13 protein-coding genes and 3 tRNA genes are annotated in these 14954 nt (G+C 51.7%); 8 read left to right on the top strand and 8 right to left on the bottom strand.

Features of this window, described 5'->3' with window-relative positions:
* Positions 1 to 14 precede the first annotated feature (14 nt).
* Genes amiB through nnr form a run of 3 tightly spaced genes read right to left on the bottom strand, consistent with a single transcriptional unit; the run spans position 15 to position 3648 of the window.
* The gene (gene amiB / locus QRY16_RS16210; RefSeq protein ID WP_289777331.1) at positions 15 to 1658 is read right to left on the bottom strand and encodes an N-acetylmuramoyl-L-alanine amidase AmiB; all 1644 of its coding nucleotides are present in this window, start codon (positions 1656 to 1658) and stop codon (positions 15 to 17) included.
* On the bottom strand, positions 1655 to 2131 hold the full coding sequence (gene tsaE / locus QRY16_RS16205; protein ID WP_289777330.1) for a tRNA (adenosine(37)-N6)-threonylcarbamoyltransferase complex ATPase subunit type 1 TsaE: 477 nt from the start codon (positions 2129 to 2131) through the stop codon (positions 1655 to 1657). Before tsaE ends, amiB begins: the two co-directional genes overlap by 4 nt.
* Positions 2132 to 2136: 5 nt before the next feature.
* Entirely contained in the window at positions 2137 to 3648 is a 1512-nt protein-coding gene (nnr, locus tag QRY16_RS16200; RefSeq protein ID WP_289777329.1) for a bifunctional ADP-dependent NAD(P)H-hydrate dehydratase/NAD(P)H-hydrate epimerase, read from the bottom strand.
* On the opposite strand from nnr, the gene queG reads away from it, so the two are divergent.
* Positions 3647 to 4786, top strand: coding sequence for a tRNA epoxyqueuosine(34) reductase QueG (queG, locus tag QRY16_RS16195; protein WP_289777328.1), 1140 nt, complete (start codon positions 3647 to 3649; stop codon positions 4784 to 4786). The genes nnr and queG overlap by 2 nt on opposite strands.
* 346 nt (positions 4787 to 5132) lie before the next feature.
* Here the strand turns inward: queG and QRY16_RS16190 are convergent.
* The 4 genes from QRY16_RS16190 to orn all read right to left on the bottom strand — a co-directional run bounded on the left by QRY16_RS16190 (position 5133) and on the right by orn (position 6113).
* A tRNA-Gly gene (locus QRY16_RS16190) sits at positions 5133 to 5208 on the bottom strand.
* A 26-nt stretch (positions 5209 to 5234) separates the two neighbouring features.
* Positions 5235 to 5310 (bottom strand) — tRNA-Gly (locus QRY16_RS16185).
* Between the two features lie 25 nt (positions 5311 to 5335).
* Positions 5336 to 5411: transfer RNA gene (locus QRY16_RS16180), tRNA-Gly, on the bottom strand.
* A 153-nt stretch (positions 5412 to 5564) separates the two neighbouring features.
* Entirely contained in the window at positions 5565 to 6113 is a 549-nt protein-coding gene (orn, locus tag QRY16_RS16175; protein ID WP_193405693.1) for an oligoribonuclease, read from the bottom strand.
* Between the two features lie 116 nt (positions 6114 to 6229).
* Here orn and rsgA point away from each other — a divergent pair, with 116 nt between their 5' ends.
* The 3 genes from rsgA (at position 6230) to mscM (ending at position 11610) form a co-directional block, all read left to right on the top strand.
* A complete protein-coding gene (gene rsgA / locus QRY16_RS16170; RefSeq protein ID WP_289777327.1) occupies positions 6230 to 7276 on the top strand; it encodes a small ribosomal subunit biogenesis GTPase RsgA in 1047 nt (348 codons plus the stop codon).
* Positions 7277 to 7360: 84 nt separating this feature from the next.
* A complete protein-coding gene (gene asd / locus QRY16_RS16165; protein WP_193405691.1) occupies positions 7361 to 8260 on the top strand; it encodes an archaetidylserine decarboxylase in 900 nt (299 codons plus the stop codon).
* Between the two features lie 14 nt (positions 8261 to 8274).
* A complete protein-coding gene (gene mscM / locus QRY16_RS16160; RefSeq protein WP_289777326.1) occupies positions 8275 to 11610 on the top strand; it encodes a miniconductance mechanosensitive channel MscM in 3336 nt (1111 codons plus the stop codon).
* Between the two features lie 51 nt (positions 11611 to 11661).
* Here mscM and mdh read toward each other — a convergent pair whose 3' ends face one another.
* Entirely contained in the window at positions 11662 to 12600 is a 939-nt protein-coding gene (mdh, locus tag QRY16_RS16155) for a malate dehydrogenase (RefSeq protein ID WP_289777325.1), read from the bottom strand.
* 432 nt (positions 12601 to 13032) lie between these two features.
* Here mdh and argR point away from each other — a divergent pair, with 432 nt between their 5' ends.
* From argR to QRY16_RS16135, 4 genes are all read left to right on the top strand, one after another.
* On the top strand, positions 13033 to 13503 hold the full coding sequence (gene argR / locus QRY16_RS16150) for a transcriptional regulator ArgR (protein WP_193405725.1): 471 nt from the start codon (positions 13033 to 13035) through the stop codon (positions 13501 to 13503).
* 490 nt (positions 13504 to 13993) lie between these two features.
* Positions 13994 to 14257 (top strand): peroxide/acid stress response protein YhcN, encoded by a 264-nt coding sequence (gene yhcN, locus QRY16_RS16145; protein ID WP_193405688.1) that lies wholly within the window; start codon positions 13994 to 13996, stop codon positions 14255 to 14257.
* Between the two features lie 93 nt (positions 14258 to 14350).
* Positions 14351 to 14623, top strand: a complete 273-nt coding sequence (locus QRY16_RS16140) for a YdgH/BhsA/McbA-like domain containing protein (RefSeq protein ID WP_289777324.1) — start codon at positions 14351 to 14353, stop codon at positions 14621 to 14623.
* A gap of 93 nt (positions 14624 to 14716) precedes the next feature.
* Positions 14717 to 14954 (top strand): YdgH/BhsA/McbA-like domain containing protein (locus tag QRY16_RS16135; protein WP_289777323.1); only part of this gene is annotated, 238 nt, incomplete at its 3' end.

Below are 14954 nucleotides of genomic sequence, written 5' to 3'. Positions count from 1 at the left end.
GGCCGGGTAAACAGTCAGGACGCTGGAATCTTCAGATTTTGGCCTAACATCACGTTGGTTGATTTCAAGTTATTCGCCTGCATAATCGCTTTTGCACTAACGCCGTAATGCGCCGCAATGCCGGTGAGCGAATCTCCCCGTACCACTTTATGGCGCACCGGACTTCGCGATGCCGTCACGCGACTGGCAGCGGCACTGGCCGGCACTTTCAGGCGTTGTCCCACCCAGACCACATCACGTTTCAGGCGATTCATTTCACGTAATGTTGCCATGCTGACGCCATATTTAGCGGCGATTCCGGAAAGCGTTTCACCGCGAGTCACCGTATGTCGTTGGGTGGCGCCTGTATATTGTGTCACGCCCGTTGCCGGATGGCTGGTGACGCTAATCGCTGGCTGCGAACCGGCTGGCCGGTTTTCCTCCTTTGGGACCGATTGTAGCGGGTGCGCCAGAAAATAAGTGCGCAGACCTTTATAGATCGACTGTGCAATTTTTTCCTGGTGTGCGCTACTGCCAAGCAGTCGCTCCTCCGAGGTGTTACTGATAAATCCGGTTTCCACTAATAGCGAAGGAATATCCGGTGAACGAAGCACGCCAAGGCTGGCATGCTCAGGAAGACGTTTATGCAGCGATGCGACGCCACGCAGCTGCTGCAAAACTTTCAGCGCAATGTCATAGCCGACACGCTGTGAATGACCGAATTGCAGATCAAGTACCGCCTGACTGAGATAGGGATCGGCTTGGCTGTTCGCCAGCAAATCACCGGCCCCGCCCAGTAACTCAGACTGTTTCTCTTTCTGTTCCAGCCAGTTGGCCATTTCGCTGTTGGCGCGACGATTCGATAATACCCACACCGAGGCCCCCGTCGCGGCATGGCTGGGGGCAGCATCGGCGTGAACCGAAACCAGCACGTTGGCATTGGCCTTACGCGCCACGTCAGAACGACCCATCACCGAAATAAAATAGTCACCGTCACGCGTGAGCACCCCTTTGAACATTGGATCGTTGTTCAGCAAAACTTTCAGCTTGCGGGCAATCGCAATAGTGACGTTTTTCTCTTTCAAACCGTTTTGGCCTATCGCGCCAGGATCCTGACCACCGTGCCCGGCATCAATCGCCACAATCACCGTATCGTTGCGATTTAACGGGGTGCCAGGTCGCACAGTGTTTGTTGTGCTGGTCACTGCGGTGACCGGATTCGCATTAAACGGATTGCTGGCCGCGGCGCTTTGTGTCGGAACGCGGGAAGGCGCGCTGCGTGCAGCCGGGCGCGTACCCCGAATGGTAAATACCACCTTATAACTATTGCCGCTGCGCTGGGTCACTGCGCGCGTTTTCCCTGACTGAGTTAGCTCAAATACCAGACGCACGCTCTGCTTATCTTTTGGTGTGCTGGTGCGAATGCGTTTAACAATGTTTTCACCGCTGAAATTAAGCGGCAATCCCTGAATCACGCCGCTTTGGCGAATATCCAGTACGACGCGCTCGGGGTTATGCAGCGGGAAAAAACCATAAACTGGCTGACCGGCAAAGCTCAGCGTAATCGTTGCCTGGCTATCGCCGTTCGCGACTTTAATGTCGGAAAGACTGGCGGCAAACAGGGGTGTGGCGATCAGCATTAAGAGCGTTATCAGCGCAATTTTCATCCGTGACATCATGCCGGGTTCCTGCCTTGCTCAATCTGTTCAATCCATGTCTGGCCCAGCGGTGATTGCGCGATCAGCTCAGCTTCTCGTGCGGTATCCACATAACGTAACGTTAGCGCCAGATCCGGTGACGGTAGAAAGCCAGCGCCCTGTTGCGGCCATTCCACCAGGCAAATTGCGTCCTGGGTGAAATAATCACGAATGCCCATAAATTCAAGCTCTTCGGGGTCGGCGAGGCGATAAAGGTCAAAGTGGTAAAGCGATCGATCGCCCACGGTATAAGGCTCAACCAGCGTGTAAGTAGGGCTTTTGACATTGCCCTGATGGCCTAACGCCTGCAAAAAACCGCGGCTAAAGGTCGTTTTACCCGCGCCGAGATCGCCATACAGATAGATTACCGCCGCGCTGTGACAGGCGCGCGCCAGTTGTGCGCCCAGACTGAGCGTCGCTACCTCGTCGGGCAGAGAAATAACACAGGTTTTCATGCTTCTTAATTCATCTTTGGATTAACAAATTGCCACAGCAAATCGAATAAGTCTGTTGCCAGCATGCCGCGTGTCCCTCGTTGTGCCGCCACGGCATCGGCTGCTGCGCCGTGCGCGACACAACCTGCACAAGCCGCATCAAACAACGCCAGTTTTTGTCCCATTAGCGAGGCGATAATGCCGCTGAGAACATCACCCATCCCGCCTGTTGCCATCCCGGCATTCCCTACATCAGCAAAAGCTATCTCACCCGCTTCGCTGGCGATTATCGTTCCTGCGCCTTTCAACACGGCCACCCCGCCGTAACGATTCACGAGTTCCTGTGCGGCATGTAAGCGGTCACTCTCAATTTCACTGGTCTTAATTCCCAGCAGGCGCGCTGCTTCGCCAGGGTGTGGCGTAATAATGCGATTCTGACGTTTCTCTGCACTGATTGCCAGCAGGTTAAGTGCATCAGCGTCCCAAAGCATGGGCTTTTCACTCGCAGCAACACTTTTCAGCGCCTTCTTACCCCATTCACGCTGCCCTAATCCTGGGCCAATCGCAATCACATCAGCCCATTCCAGGGCCTCATTCAACCGTTCATCCGTCAATTCATCCACCATGATTTCCGGGCGGGCGGTCAGAATGGGGGTGATATTATCTTTGTGAGTAAGTACTCGCACTAAACCGCTGCCGGTGCGCAGCGCTGCTTCTGACGTCATGCGAATTGCGCCCGCAGTTCCCGCATCGCCACCGACAACCAACAAACGTCCCTGGCTGCCTTTATGTGAGGTAGGTTTACGGGGTTTCAACCAGTGTGACAGGAAGCTGACGTCATAACGCGCCATGGGCGCCAATTCGCCCGACAGAAAGGTGCTGAGCCCTAAATCGGTGTAATGCAGTTCGCCAGTATAGTCGCGGGCCTGGCCCGTAATTTGGCCTGGTTTCAGCGCAATCACGCTTAAGGTGTGGGTTGCATCAATGACTTCGCCGGGCGCTCTGCCGTTGGCGGCCAACAATCCAGACGGCATATCAACAGCCAGAACCGGCGCGGCATGCGCATTTGCCAGCCGGATAAGCGCTGCGTAGGGTTCCGCTGGCGCACGATTAATGCCGGTGCCCAGCAGTGCATCGACAATCACATCCACCTCTTCCGGCCACGCTGCATCGGCGGCATGGATTTCACCACCCGCCTCAAGCCAGGCATCACGCGCTGTCTGTGCCTCTTCGGGAAGCGCTTTGTTGCCTTCACAAGCCAGCAATGTGACCTGCTTACCTGCCGCCTGTGCCAGACGCGCGACCACATAACCATCGCCACCGTTGTTCCCATGACCACAAAGAATCAACCAGCGCTGAGCTTCAGGCCAGTACATTTTGATATGTTCATAAGCAGCCTGACCGGCACGCAACATCAGTTCATATAAGGTAATGCCGAGCGTATCGGCCCCTTTACGTTCAAGCTGTGCCAGCGCCTGCGCAGGCCAGACAGAATATGGTAAACTGCGGCTGTTTTTCTTCGAATCCTGGTTGCTCATGTCATACCCTCTCGATCTTCATCAATTCGCTCAGCAGATTAAACAGTGGGGCCTGGAACTCGGCTTTCAGCAGGTCGGCATTACCGATACCGATCTCAGCATTGAAGAGCCGCGCCTGCAAGCCTGGCTGGAAAAGCAGTATCACGGCGAGATGGACTGGATGGCGCGCCACGGCATGATACGAGCCAGGCCGCACGAGCTGTTGCCCGGTACGCTGCGCGTCATCAGCGTCCGCATGAATTACCTTCCGGCAAAAGCTGCCTTTGCCAGCACGCTGAAAAATCCCCAGCTGGGTTACGTTAGCCGTTATGCTTTAGGACGTGATTACCACAAAGTATTGCGCAATCGACTGAAAAAGCTCGGAGAAATGATCCAGACCCATTGCGGCGAGCTTAATTTTCGCCCGTTTGTTGACTCTGCGCCCCTGCTTGAACGTCCACTGGCCGCCAAGGCTGGACTGGGCTGGACCGGCAAACATTCACTGATCCTCAACCGCGAAACCGGTTCCTGGTTTTTCCTTGGTGAGCTACTGATTGATCTGCCATTGCCGATAGATGCGCCACAGGAAGAAAATTGTGGACGTTGTGTTGCGTGCCTGACGATCTGTCCGACTAACGCCATTGTCGAACCGTATGTGGTTGATGCGCGCCGCTGCATCTCCTACCTCACCATTGAACTGGAAGGTGCGATACCGGAAGCGCTCCGTCCTTTAATGGGTAACCGGATTTACGGCTGCGATGATTGTCAGTTGATCTGCCCATGGAACCGCTACGGACAACTCACTGACGAAGCTGATTTTTCGCCACGCGCTGCGCTACATGCGCCCGAGCTAATGGAACTTTTTGGCTGGGACGAAGCGAAATTCCTGCGTATTACCGAAGGCTCGGCTATTCGTCGAATCGGACATTTACGTTGGCTGCGTAATATTGCTGTGGCGTTAGGTAACGCGCCCTGGTCAGCACGCATCGTCCCAGCCTTGCAGCAACGTCTGGGAGAACATAATTTACTGGATGAGCATATTGAATGGGCGGTATTACAGCAGCAGAAGAAGCGTGAACAGCTTGTCATCGAAGTACAGCCCGCTCAGCAAAAACGGTTAGTACGTGCAGTTGAGAAAGGGTTACCGCGTGATGCATGATTGAACAATAAAGGTGTTGAAAGCTTTTCCACACCTTGTGTATAAAAATAAAAAGCCGTTTTCATTCAACTGACATAACATTAGCAAGCGGGTTAATTAACAAATTGAAATATTCTCATTATCTTATTATTCAACAAGTTAAGATGTAATTGTGTTTTTTTAAGAACTGGGCTATCGCTTTGCTTAATGTTGAAAACTGTGGATAACTCTGTTTAAAACAGTTTTGTAGATCTGCCGGAAGGGCATAAATGACGGTGTGCGGCGTTGTGGATAACCTTCAGGGAAATTTTAACGGCAACAACCGTTAACGCCTGAATAAATCGCTGATTTAACAAAATCAAAAATCTGGAGCGGGAAACGAGACTCGAACTCGCGACCCCGACCTTGGCAAGGTCGTGCTCTACCAACTGAGCTATTCCCGCAAAGAAGGATACTGCTAAAACAAATCTGGAGCGGGAAACGAGACTCGAACTCGCGACCCCGACCTTGGCAAGGTCGTGCTCTACCAACTGAGCTATTCCCGCAAAGAGGATACTGCTAAAACAAATCTGGAGCGGGAAACGAGACTCGAACTCGCGACCCCGACCTTGGCAAGGTCGTGCTCTACCAACTGAGCTATTCCCGCGCCTTGTACCGTTAATAAAATCTTCACCGGTACGGGGTGCGCATTATACGAGAAAACGTTGCTGCTGCAAGAGCCTGAAAGCAAAATTTTACGCTTTCGATGCGTTTGCCGATTAAATCAGCAACCTGGCGATTTCATGCGCACCGCCTGCCACTAAAGCTGTAAAAAATGTTCGCGGTAATAAACCAGCTCGGCGATCGACTCACGAATGTCATCCAGCGCCTGATGCGTCCCGGTTTTTTTGAAACCCGGCAGAATGCCCGGCTTCCAGCGACGCGCCAACTCTTTTAGCGTGCTGACATCCAGATAACGGTAATGGAAGTACGCTTCCAGTTCCGGCATATATTTAAATAAAAAGCGGCGATCCTGACCAATGCTGTTGCCACAAATCGGCGACGTATTGGCCGGAACCCACTGTTTCAGAAATTCAATCGTGGCCCGCTCTGCCGCACGATCGTCAAACTGGCTGGCTTTGACGCGTTCCACTAAGCCGCTGTTAGTATGGGTGCGCACATTCCAGTCATCCATTAATGCCAGCTGTGCGTCTGACTGATGCACCGCCATCACTGGCCCTTCGGCCAGAACGTTTAAATCGGCATCGGTCACAATAGTTGCGATTTCAATAATGCGATCGCGTTCCGGATCGAGGCCCGTCATCTCAAGATCAATCCAAATCAGATTATTTTCATTTCCCGTCGCCATGCTGTTTCCTGCCGTTGCTGTAGTCGTCATTCATTGTAATTAGGGTGTATCATAGACGTTTTGCCCCGTGGGGCGAAGCCTGGTACGAAGCCGGACAAGAAAGCGTGTGAGGATGAGTGAGTAAAAATAAACTGTCAAAAGGTCAACAACGTCGTGTCAGCGCCAACCACCAGCGTCGTCTCAATCAGCGGAAAGATCTGCCGGAAGCTGACGATAACCTGTTTGGTGAAGCTGCGGATGGCGTGGTGGTCAGCCGCTTTGGCATGCATGCCGATGTCGAAGACAGTGCTGGCATTGCCCATCGTTGCAATATCCGTCGTACCATCCGTTCGTTGGTCACTGGCGATCGCGTAGTCTGGCGCCCTGCCCACAGTGGCGGAAAAGGGATCGTCGAAGCGGTGCACGAACGCAGCAGCGTGTTAACCCGCCCGGACTTTTACGATGGCATTAAGCCTATCGCCGCTAATATCGATCAAATCATTGTTGTTTCGGCAATTCTGCCGGAACTGTCGCTCAATATTATTGATCGTTATTTAGTCGCCAGCGAAACGCTGAATATCGAACCGCTGTTAGTGCTGAATAAAACCGACCTGCTGGATGAAGAAGCGCGAGCCTTTGTTGATGAGCAGATGGCTATTTATCGCAATATTGGCTATCGCGTATTGATGGTGTCCAGCCGGGCGAAAAATGGCCTTGATGAATTACAGGCAGCGCTTAACGATCGTATTAGTATTTTTGCCGGTCAGTCCGGTGTAGGGAAATCCAGCCTGCTGAATGCCCTGCTTGGCCTTGATCGCGAGGAAGAAACGGCGATCCTCACTAACGACGTCTCTGATGTCTCCGGCCTCGGCCAGCACACCACCACTGCGGCGCGTATGTATCACTTCCCCAACGGTGGCGATGTGATTGATTCACCGGGCGTGCGTGAGTTTGGTCTATGGCACCTTGAACCGGAACAAATTACCCGCGGATTTGTCGAATTCCGTGAGTTTCTGGGCGATTGCAAGTTCCGTGACTGTAAGCATGGCAACGACCCTGGCTGCGCTATCCGCGAAGCGGTAGAAGAAGGTAAAATCGATATTTCCCGTTTCGATAACTATCATCGCATTCTGGAAAGCATGGCGCAGGTGAAAACACGTAAAAACTTCGCCAGCGAGGATTAACGGCTGGTATTCGCCATCTGGCCGGGGCGCTGTTACAATCCGCCCCCTTTTCTAAATGTCGCGATAAATAGCCAGGAGGCTAAGGTGTTTGATCGTTTAAAACTCGGCTTGAATCATATTCTCCCGAAAAAATGGCTGACTGAACTTGCCGGTTGGGGTGCCAGTCGCCGCGGTGGTTGGTTGACCAAACTGGTCATCGACATCTTCGTCTGGTTTTACAAAGTCGACATGACGGAAGCGCGTAAGCCTGATACCGCCAGCTATCGCACCTTTAATGATTTCTTCGTGCGCCCACTAAAAGATGACGCGCGTCCGGTTGAGCCCGACGCCAACCTGCTCGTCCTGCCTGCCGATGGCGCAATCAGTCAACTGGGCCGCATCGAAGGGGATCAGATTTTCCAGGCTAAAGGGCATCACTACACCATTGATGCACTGCTGGCCGGTAATGAGCAGATGGCAGCGCAGTTTCGCGATGGCGAGTTTGTTACGACGTATCTGGCACCGCGTGATTACCATCGCGTGCACATGCCATGTAACGGTATTCTGCGCGAAATGATTTACGTGCCGGGCGATCTCTATTCCGTAAATCCTCTGACGGCGCGCAATATTCCCAACCTTTTTGCCCGTAACGAGCGTGTTATTTGCTATTTCGATACCGATATTGGCCCCATGGTACAGATCCTGGTAGGCGCCACCATTGTCGGCAGCATCGAAACTGTCTGGGCGGGCACGATTACGCCACCGCGTGAAGGGGTGATTAAGCGCTGGCATTATCCGGCTGCTGATGACGAAGGTGCCGTCGTGTTACTAAAGGGCCAGGAAATGGGCCGTTTTAAGTTGGGTTCTACCGTCATTAATCTGTTTGCGCCGGGTCGCCTGAAACTGGCAGAAAGCCTGGAGGCCGAAAGCAAAACGCGTCTGGGCCAACCGCTGGCAATGGTGCTACCGCTGGCAACTGATATTCCTGACGTAACCGTCAATTAAATTGAGTATTCCCCGTGCGTTCGATTCTCTTCTTGCTGCTGAGCTTATGGCTTAGCACGTCAGCGTTGGCGGCCAGTGTGCCGGAAGCCAGCCAGTTAAAACAGCAGCTGGAAGAGGTGAAAGCCGCTAAAAGCTCGCCAGTGCAGGCGGAACAGATCCAGTCGCTCGAAGCCGCACTTAATTTCCTTTCTGAGCGCGATAATTCTCAGGAGCGGGCAAAGCAGTATCAACAGGTCATTGATGATTTCCCGCGGCTCGGGCGTGAACTGCGCCAGCAAATCGCCTCGCTAAACGATAGTCCTAAACCGGTCCGCAGTAATATGAGCAGCACCGAACTGGATCAGGAGATTCTGCAGGTCAGCAGCCAACTGCTGGAAGAAGGACGACAGGCGCAGCAAGAACAGGATCGCGCCCGCGAGATCAGCGATTCGCTGTCTCAGCTGCCACAACAGCAAACCGAAGCACGCCGTGCAATGACGGAAAGTGAGCGTCGCTTACAAAGCGCGGATACCGGTGGTGCCGCCCCACAATCTCAAACGCAATTAGCGGCACATCAGGCAGAAAATGCCGCTAATAAAGCACGCGTCGATGAGCTGGAGCTGGCGCAACTGTCAGCCAATAATCGTCAGGAACTGGCGCGTATGCGCGCTGAAGTTCATCAACGCAAAGCAGCCCAGCTGGATAACTATCTACAGGCGCTGCGCAATCATCTTAACGATCAACGTCAGCGTGAAGCTGAACTGGCGTTAGCGCGAACTGAGCAACTGGCGGAAAACAGCGGTGATCTGCCTCCGGCAATCAGCGATCAATTCCGCGTTAACCGTGAACTTTCCGGCGCGCTAAACCAGCAGGCGCAGCGTATGGATTTAGTGGCTTCCCAGCAACGTCTCGCCACCAATCAAATCATTCAGGTACGTCAGGCGCTTACCACGCTGCGTGAACAGTCACAATGGCTGGGTGCCTCAAGCCTGTTGGGGGAAGCGTTACGTGCTCAGGTGGCGCGGTTGCCGGATATGCCTAAATCCCAGCAGATCGATAATGAAATGGCGCAGCTACGCGTACAGCGTCTGTATTACGAAGATCTGCTGGGACGTCAGGACGCATTGCGCACAAAGCATCAGGCTAATGGTCAGCCATTTACCAGTGAACAGAAACGGATACTTGACGCCCAGCTGAAAACGCAGGGCGAGCTGCTTAATTCGCTGATTTCGGGCTGTGATACGTTGATCCTTGAGATTACCAAATTAAAAGTGGCGAACACGCAGTTGCAAGACGCACTGACGGAAGTTAAAGACGCAACGCATCGCTACCTGTTCTGGACCGCCGATGTCAGCCCTGTTAGCCTGAGCTACCCGCTGGATCTGGCGAAAGATCTGTCGCGCCTGCTGTCACTCGACACCCTGGGTCAGCTTGGCAAAGCGCTGGCAATGATGTTTACCAGCCGAACCACGGTGCTGCCTATCATCGGCGCTGTTTTACTGGTGGGATTCAGTATCAGCTCACGTCGCCATTACCATGCGTTTCTTGAACGATCGGCGGGTAAGGTGGGTAAAGTGACTCAGGATCGCTTCCGCCTGACGATTCGCACCGTGTTTTGGTCGATTCTGGTATCACTGCCGTTGCCCGTGTTGTGGGGCGCGCTGGGGTACGGTTTACAAAATGCCTGGCCTTATCCTATTGCAGTGGCGATTGGCGATGGCATCACCGCCACGCTGCCCTTGCTGTGGGCGTTTATGATCAGCGCCGCGTTTGCCCGTCCAAACGGTTTATTTATCGTGCACTTCCGCTGGCCGCAAAGCCGCGTTGCACGTGCGATGCGTTATTACACGCTGAGTATTGGCCTGATTGTCCCATTGATTATGCTGCTGATCGCTTTTGGTAATCTGGAAGATCGCCAGTTTTCCTCATCATTAGGTCGTCTGTGCTTTATCCTGATTTGCGGCGCGCTCAGCCTGGTTACGGTTAGCCTGAAGCGTGCCGGTATTCCGCTTTATCTGGATAAAGAAGGCAACGGCGAAAACATCATTAACCGTATGTTGTGGAATGTGATGATTGCGATTCCGCTGCTTGCTGCCTTCGCCTCGGCGATTGGTTATCTGGCAACCGCGCAGGTGCTGCTGGCACGTCTGGAAACGTCGGTGGCAATCTGGTTCTTACTGCTGATTATCTACCATATTATTCGTCGCTGGATGTTAATTCAGCGTCGGCGTCTTGGCTTTGATCGTGCGCGGCAACGCCGTGCCGATATGCTGGCAAACCGTGCGCGTAGTGAAGAAGAGAAAGAACAAGCCCCGCAGAATGTGGATGCGATCGAGATAGAAGAGCCGGTGATCGATCTCGATGCAATTAGCGCGCAATCACTGCGGCTGGTGCGTTCGCTACTTACGCTGGTTGCGCTAGTGTCAGTGATTGTGTTGTGGTCGGAGATTCACTCCGCCTTCGGCTTCCTTGAAAATATTCACTTGTGGGACGTCAACTCGTCGGTACAGGGCGTAGACAGCATACAACCGATTACGCTTGGCTCGGTGTTGATTGCGATTCTGGTGTTTATCATTACCACTCAGCTGGTACGCAATATGCCCGCGCTGCTGGAACTGGCGCTGCTCCAGCACCTCGATTTAACGCCCGGCACCGGTTATGCCATTACCACGCTGACGAAATATTTGTTGCTGCTGATCGGTGGACTGCTCGGTTTCTCGCTGATTGGCATTGAATGGGCGAAACTGCAATGGCTGGTAGCTGCGTTGGGTGTAGGTTTAGGCTTTGGTTTGCAAGAGATCTTTGCCAATTTTATCTCTGGCCTGATTATTCTGTTTGAGAAACCGATTCGTATCGGCGATACCGTTACTATCCGGGATCTCACGGGCAGCATTACCAAAATCAATACCCGTGCCACTACCATTACGGACTGGGACCGCAAAGAGATTATCGTGCCGAACAAGGCGTTTATCACCGAGCAGTTTGTTAACTGGTCATTGTCAGATTCGGTCACGCGCGTGGTACTGTCTATTCCGGCACCCGCTAAAGTGAATAGTGAAGAAGTGACGAATATTCTGAAGCAGGCCGCTGAGCGTTGCAGCTATGTGTTAGATACCCCGCCGCCGGAAGCATTTCTGGTTGATTTACAACAAGGGATACAGCTATTTGAGCTGCGTATTCACGCGGCGGAAATGGGACACCGTATGCCGCTACGTCATGAACTGCATCAGCTGATTCTGCAAGGCTTTGACCAACACGGCATTGAAATGCCCTTCCCCCCGTTCCAGATGCGTATGGAAACGCTGGGTAAGAAAGCGCCTGCAACTAACGGCACGCCCGCTACGCGCACCTTTAAATCGGGCGGCCTGTAAACAAAACGACAGCGCCCGGACATGCCGGGCGCTTTACCGTTTACCTTTCGCTTACTGCTTCACAAACTCTTCGCCCTGCACAATATCTTTCTTCAGCGTCTCAAGCATGTTATGCAGAGCCTGCTGCTCAAAAGTGCTTAATGTACCAGGCGATTTGCGTTCTACAACGCCATTTTTGCCCAGCAACAACGGTTGCGAGAAGAAGCGTGCATATTCGCCCTCTCCTTCCACATAAGCACATTCCACCACGTTGGCATCACCCTGTAACGCCCGCACCAGCGATAAACCAAAACGTGCCGCAGCCTGCCCCATCGATAATGTCGCTGAACCGCCACCTGCTTTGGCTTCCACCACTTCAGTCCCGGCGTTCTGAATACGTTTGGTTAAATCCGCGACTTCCTGATCGCTAAAGCTGATGCCTTTAACCTGAGAAAGCAGCGGCAGGATGGTCACACCTGAATGGCCGCCAATCACCGGTACTTCAATCTCATCCGGCGACTTGCCTTTCAGTTCAGCCACAAAAGTATTAGCGCGAATAATATCCAGTGTGGTAACGCCAAACAGACGATTTTTATCGTAGACGCCATGTTTTTTCAGAACTTCCGCAGCAATCGCCACGGTGGTATTAACCGGGTTAGTGATCACACCGATCAGCGCTTTTGGTGCCGTGCGGGCAACCTGGTCAATCAGATTACGCACAATGCCGGCATTCACATTAAACAGGTCGGCGCGGTCCATGCCGGGTTTACGCGCTACGCCAGCCGACATCAATACCACATCGGCGCCCTGTAGCGCAGGCGTGGCATCTTCGCCGCTAAATCCCTGAATTTTCACAGCGGTAGGGATATGACTGAGATCGACCGCGACGCCCGGCGTTACCGGGGCAATATCATAGAGAGAAAGTTCTGAACCTGCAGGAAGCTGCGTTTTGAGTAAAAGTGCAAGCGCCTGGCCAATACCGCCAGCAGCACCGAGAACGGCAACTTTCATTCTTAACTCCTTATTAAGGTGGGCAGAGAAGAGCCGAAATTCCATCTGTGTCAGACCTTAATCAACTGCTCAGGCGATGACAATTATCCGCGCTTATTTTACGTAATGACGCGCTTAAGCGCTGGATTCTATCCTTACTTATCATCTTATTCCTGAATGACCGGCAATTTTTTTGCCGTCTGCAGACAGAGAACAGCTATATTCGTTATCTGTTGTTGCATCTCCTATAGTATAACAATTTTACAACCTTTGCCCCGATGCGTACCCAGGCAGACTTTTTGGTCTGCTCATTATTCTTTGCTATTATTCCCGCCCGCTAATCGGCTTCTCCTGCTCGATTTTCAATCAATTGCATAACCATTCATTATTATGCATAATAATCGTTATGCCGTGGGCCGAATCCCGGTTATTCCCCTTTTTTATTGGATGCCTATGCGAAACCCATCAAAACAAGACGATCTGATCAAAGCGTTCAAAGCTTTATTAAAAGAAGAAAAATTCAGTTCCCAAGGTGAAATTGTTCAGGCATTGCAGGATGAAGGCTTCGAGAATATCAACCAGTCCAAGGTTTCTCGTATGCTGACCAAATTTGGCGCAGTGCGAACCCGTAACGCCAAAATGGAGATGGTTTACTGTTTACCCGCTGAATTAGGTGTGCCAACCACGACCAGCCCGCTGAAAAATTTGGTGCTGGACATTGATTACAACGATGCATTGATAGTGATTCATACCAGTCCCGGCGCGGCGCAATTAATTGCGCGCCTGCTGGATTCGCTGGGAAAATCAGAAGGCATCCTTGGCACCATTGCGGGTGATGACACCATTTTCATTACGCCCGCACGGACCTTTGCGGTTAAGCAGCTGTACGACGCTATTCTGGTTTTATTCGAACAAGAGCTATAAATCCCGCTTTGGCTACCGGCAGTTAACCTGCCGGTTACGCTTTATCCCTCTTCGCATCCGTCAGAAAAAAGCAGCCTTTTTCCGCTTAAATTCAACGGTTTACTTCACATCCCTCATTCGTGTTGAAAAGTAAAATATTGGTCATACCTTTTGGTAAACTCTACCATCATCGATATATTGCACTGGTTTAAATGCTAGAATTAGCTTCTTCTGTCAGGCAAAAAACAATTACCAGCTATATCCACCTGGATTTTTCGCACAAAAAGATAAAGTGACGTATGTCACTGTTTTAACATCAAAATAACTACTAATGGTCACTTTATCACCGGTTTTTATAACGTCCGGTTATTAAAACCAGCTATAAGGTTAAAGAATCACAAAAAAACATTATTAGCAGAGTATTAATTTCTGACGTTATTAGTTATATACTTATTTTCGTGATGCAAATCACACCAACTAAAAGATAAAAACAGACGACGAGGATATATAAATGAACGTTAAAACGACTATCGCCACCCTGAGCATTCTGTCTGCATTGTCATTCGGTGCTGTTGCAGCAGATTCTATCAATGCTGCCCAGGCGCAAAATATGCAACCTGTAGGCACCGTGAGTGTTAGCGGTATAGCTGGCTCACCAATGGATATTAATCAGAAGTTGAGTGATAAAGCCGATCAGCAAGGCGCAAAAGCCTATCGCGTCATTGAGGCTTATAACAACGGTAACTATCACGCGACTGCCAAACTGTATAACTAAGTTTAAATGAACCCGATAACTGGTAACTGGCGGCCTTTTTGAAGCGCACGCATGCACTTCGGGTTGCCGATACCAAATTTCAGGAGAATGCCCATGAAAACTAAATTGATTTTTGCCGTACTGAGCCTGGCTTCCGTTGTTTCATTTGGTGCCAGCGCCGCCAGCCTGGTTACCAATACACAGGCGCAGAAAATGAATCTGCAACCCATGAATCAGACTATCAGCGTCAGTGGTCGCGAAGGCGATCAGACAAATATTCATGAAGTGCTTTCTCAGAAAGCCGATGCGCAAGGGGCCAGCCACTACCGCGTCATCGAGAATAATCAGGACGACACTTACCACGTAACCGCTGAGCTGTATAAATAATTAACCGATCCGGCGCATGGCGCCTGGTAAACATCGACGACCCGCTTTACCTTCGAAATCCGCAGGTTGTTGATTGTAATAAGGAGACGAATTATGAAAATCAAAACAACCCTCGCTACAATGAGCCTGCTTTCAGTTATCGCATTTGGCGCTTCTGCCGCGCAATTGGTCACTGGGCAGCAAGCAAAAAACATGCAGCCTGCGGGTACAGTAACGATTAGTGGTACTGCTGGCGCGCCGATGGATTATCGTGCGGAGCTTTCTCAGAAAGCCGATGAGCAAGGCGCCAGTGCTTACAAAGTGATCGAAGCACGTACCGGTGATAATTATC

The sequence above is a fragment of the Mixta mediterraneensis genome (genome assembly GCF_030283135.1).
Taxonomy (GTDB): domain Bacteria; phylum Pseudomonadota; class Gammaproteobacteria; order Enterobacterales; family Enterobacteriaceae; genus Pantoea; species Pantoea mediterraneensis.
The sequence above is the reverse complement of the archived record's forward strand: the minus strand, read 5'-3'. Positions and strand labels throughout refer to the sequence as shown.

What these genes read in the sequence shown, in the direction of transcription:
- amiB (WP_289777331.1), bottom strand. Translation starts at nt 1,658, where the DNA reads ATGATGTCACGGATGAAAATTGCGCTGATAACGCTCTTAATGCTGATC.
- tsaE (WP_289777330.1), bottom strand. Translation starts at nt 2,131, where the DNA reads ATGAAAACCTGTGTTATTTCTCTGCCCGACGAGGTAGCGACGCTCAGT.
- queG (WP_289777328.1), top strand. Translation starts at nt 3,647, where the DNA reads ATGTCATACCCTCTCGATCTTCATCAATTCGCTCAGCAGATTAAACAG.
- nnr (WP_289777329.1), bottom strand. Translation starts at nt 3,648, where the DNA reads ATGAGCAACCAGGATTCGAAGAAAAACAGCCGCAGTTTACCATATTCT.
- orn (WP_193405693.1), bottom strand. Translation starts at nt 6,113, where the DNA reads ATGGCGACGGGAAATGAAAATAATCTGATTTGGATTGATCTTGAGATG.
- mdh (WP_289777325.1), bottom strand. Translation starts at nt 12,600, where the DNA reads ATGAAAGTTGCCGTTCTCGGTGCTGCTGGCGGTATTGGCCAGGCGCTT.
- argR (WP_193405725.1), top strand. Translation starts at nt 13,033, where the DNA reads ATGCGAAACCCATCAAAACAAGACGATCTGATCAAAGCGTTCAAAGCT.
- yhcN (WP_193405688.1), top strand. Translation starts at nt 13,994, where the DNA reads ATGAACGTTAAAACGACTATCGCCACCCTGAGCATTCTGTCTGCATTG.
- QRY16_RS16140 (WP_289777324.1), top strand. Translation starts at nt 14,351, where the DNA reads ATGAAAACTAAATTGATTTTTGCCGTACTGAGCCTGGCTTCCGTTGTT.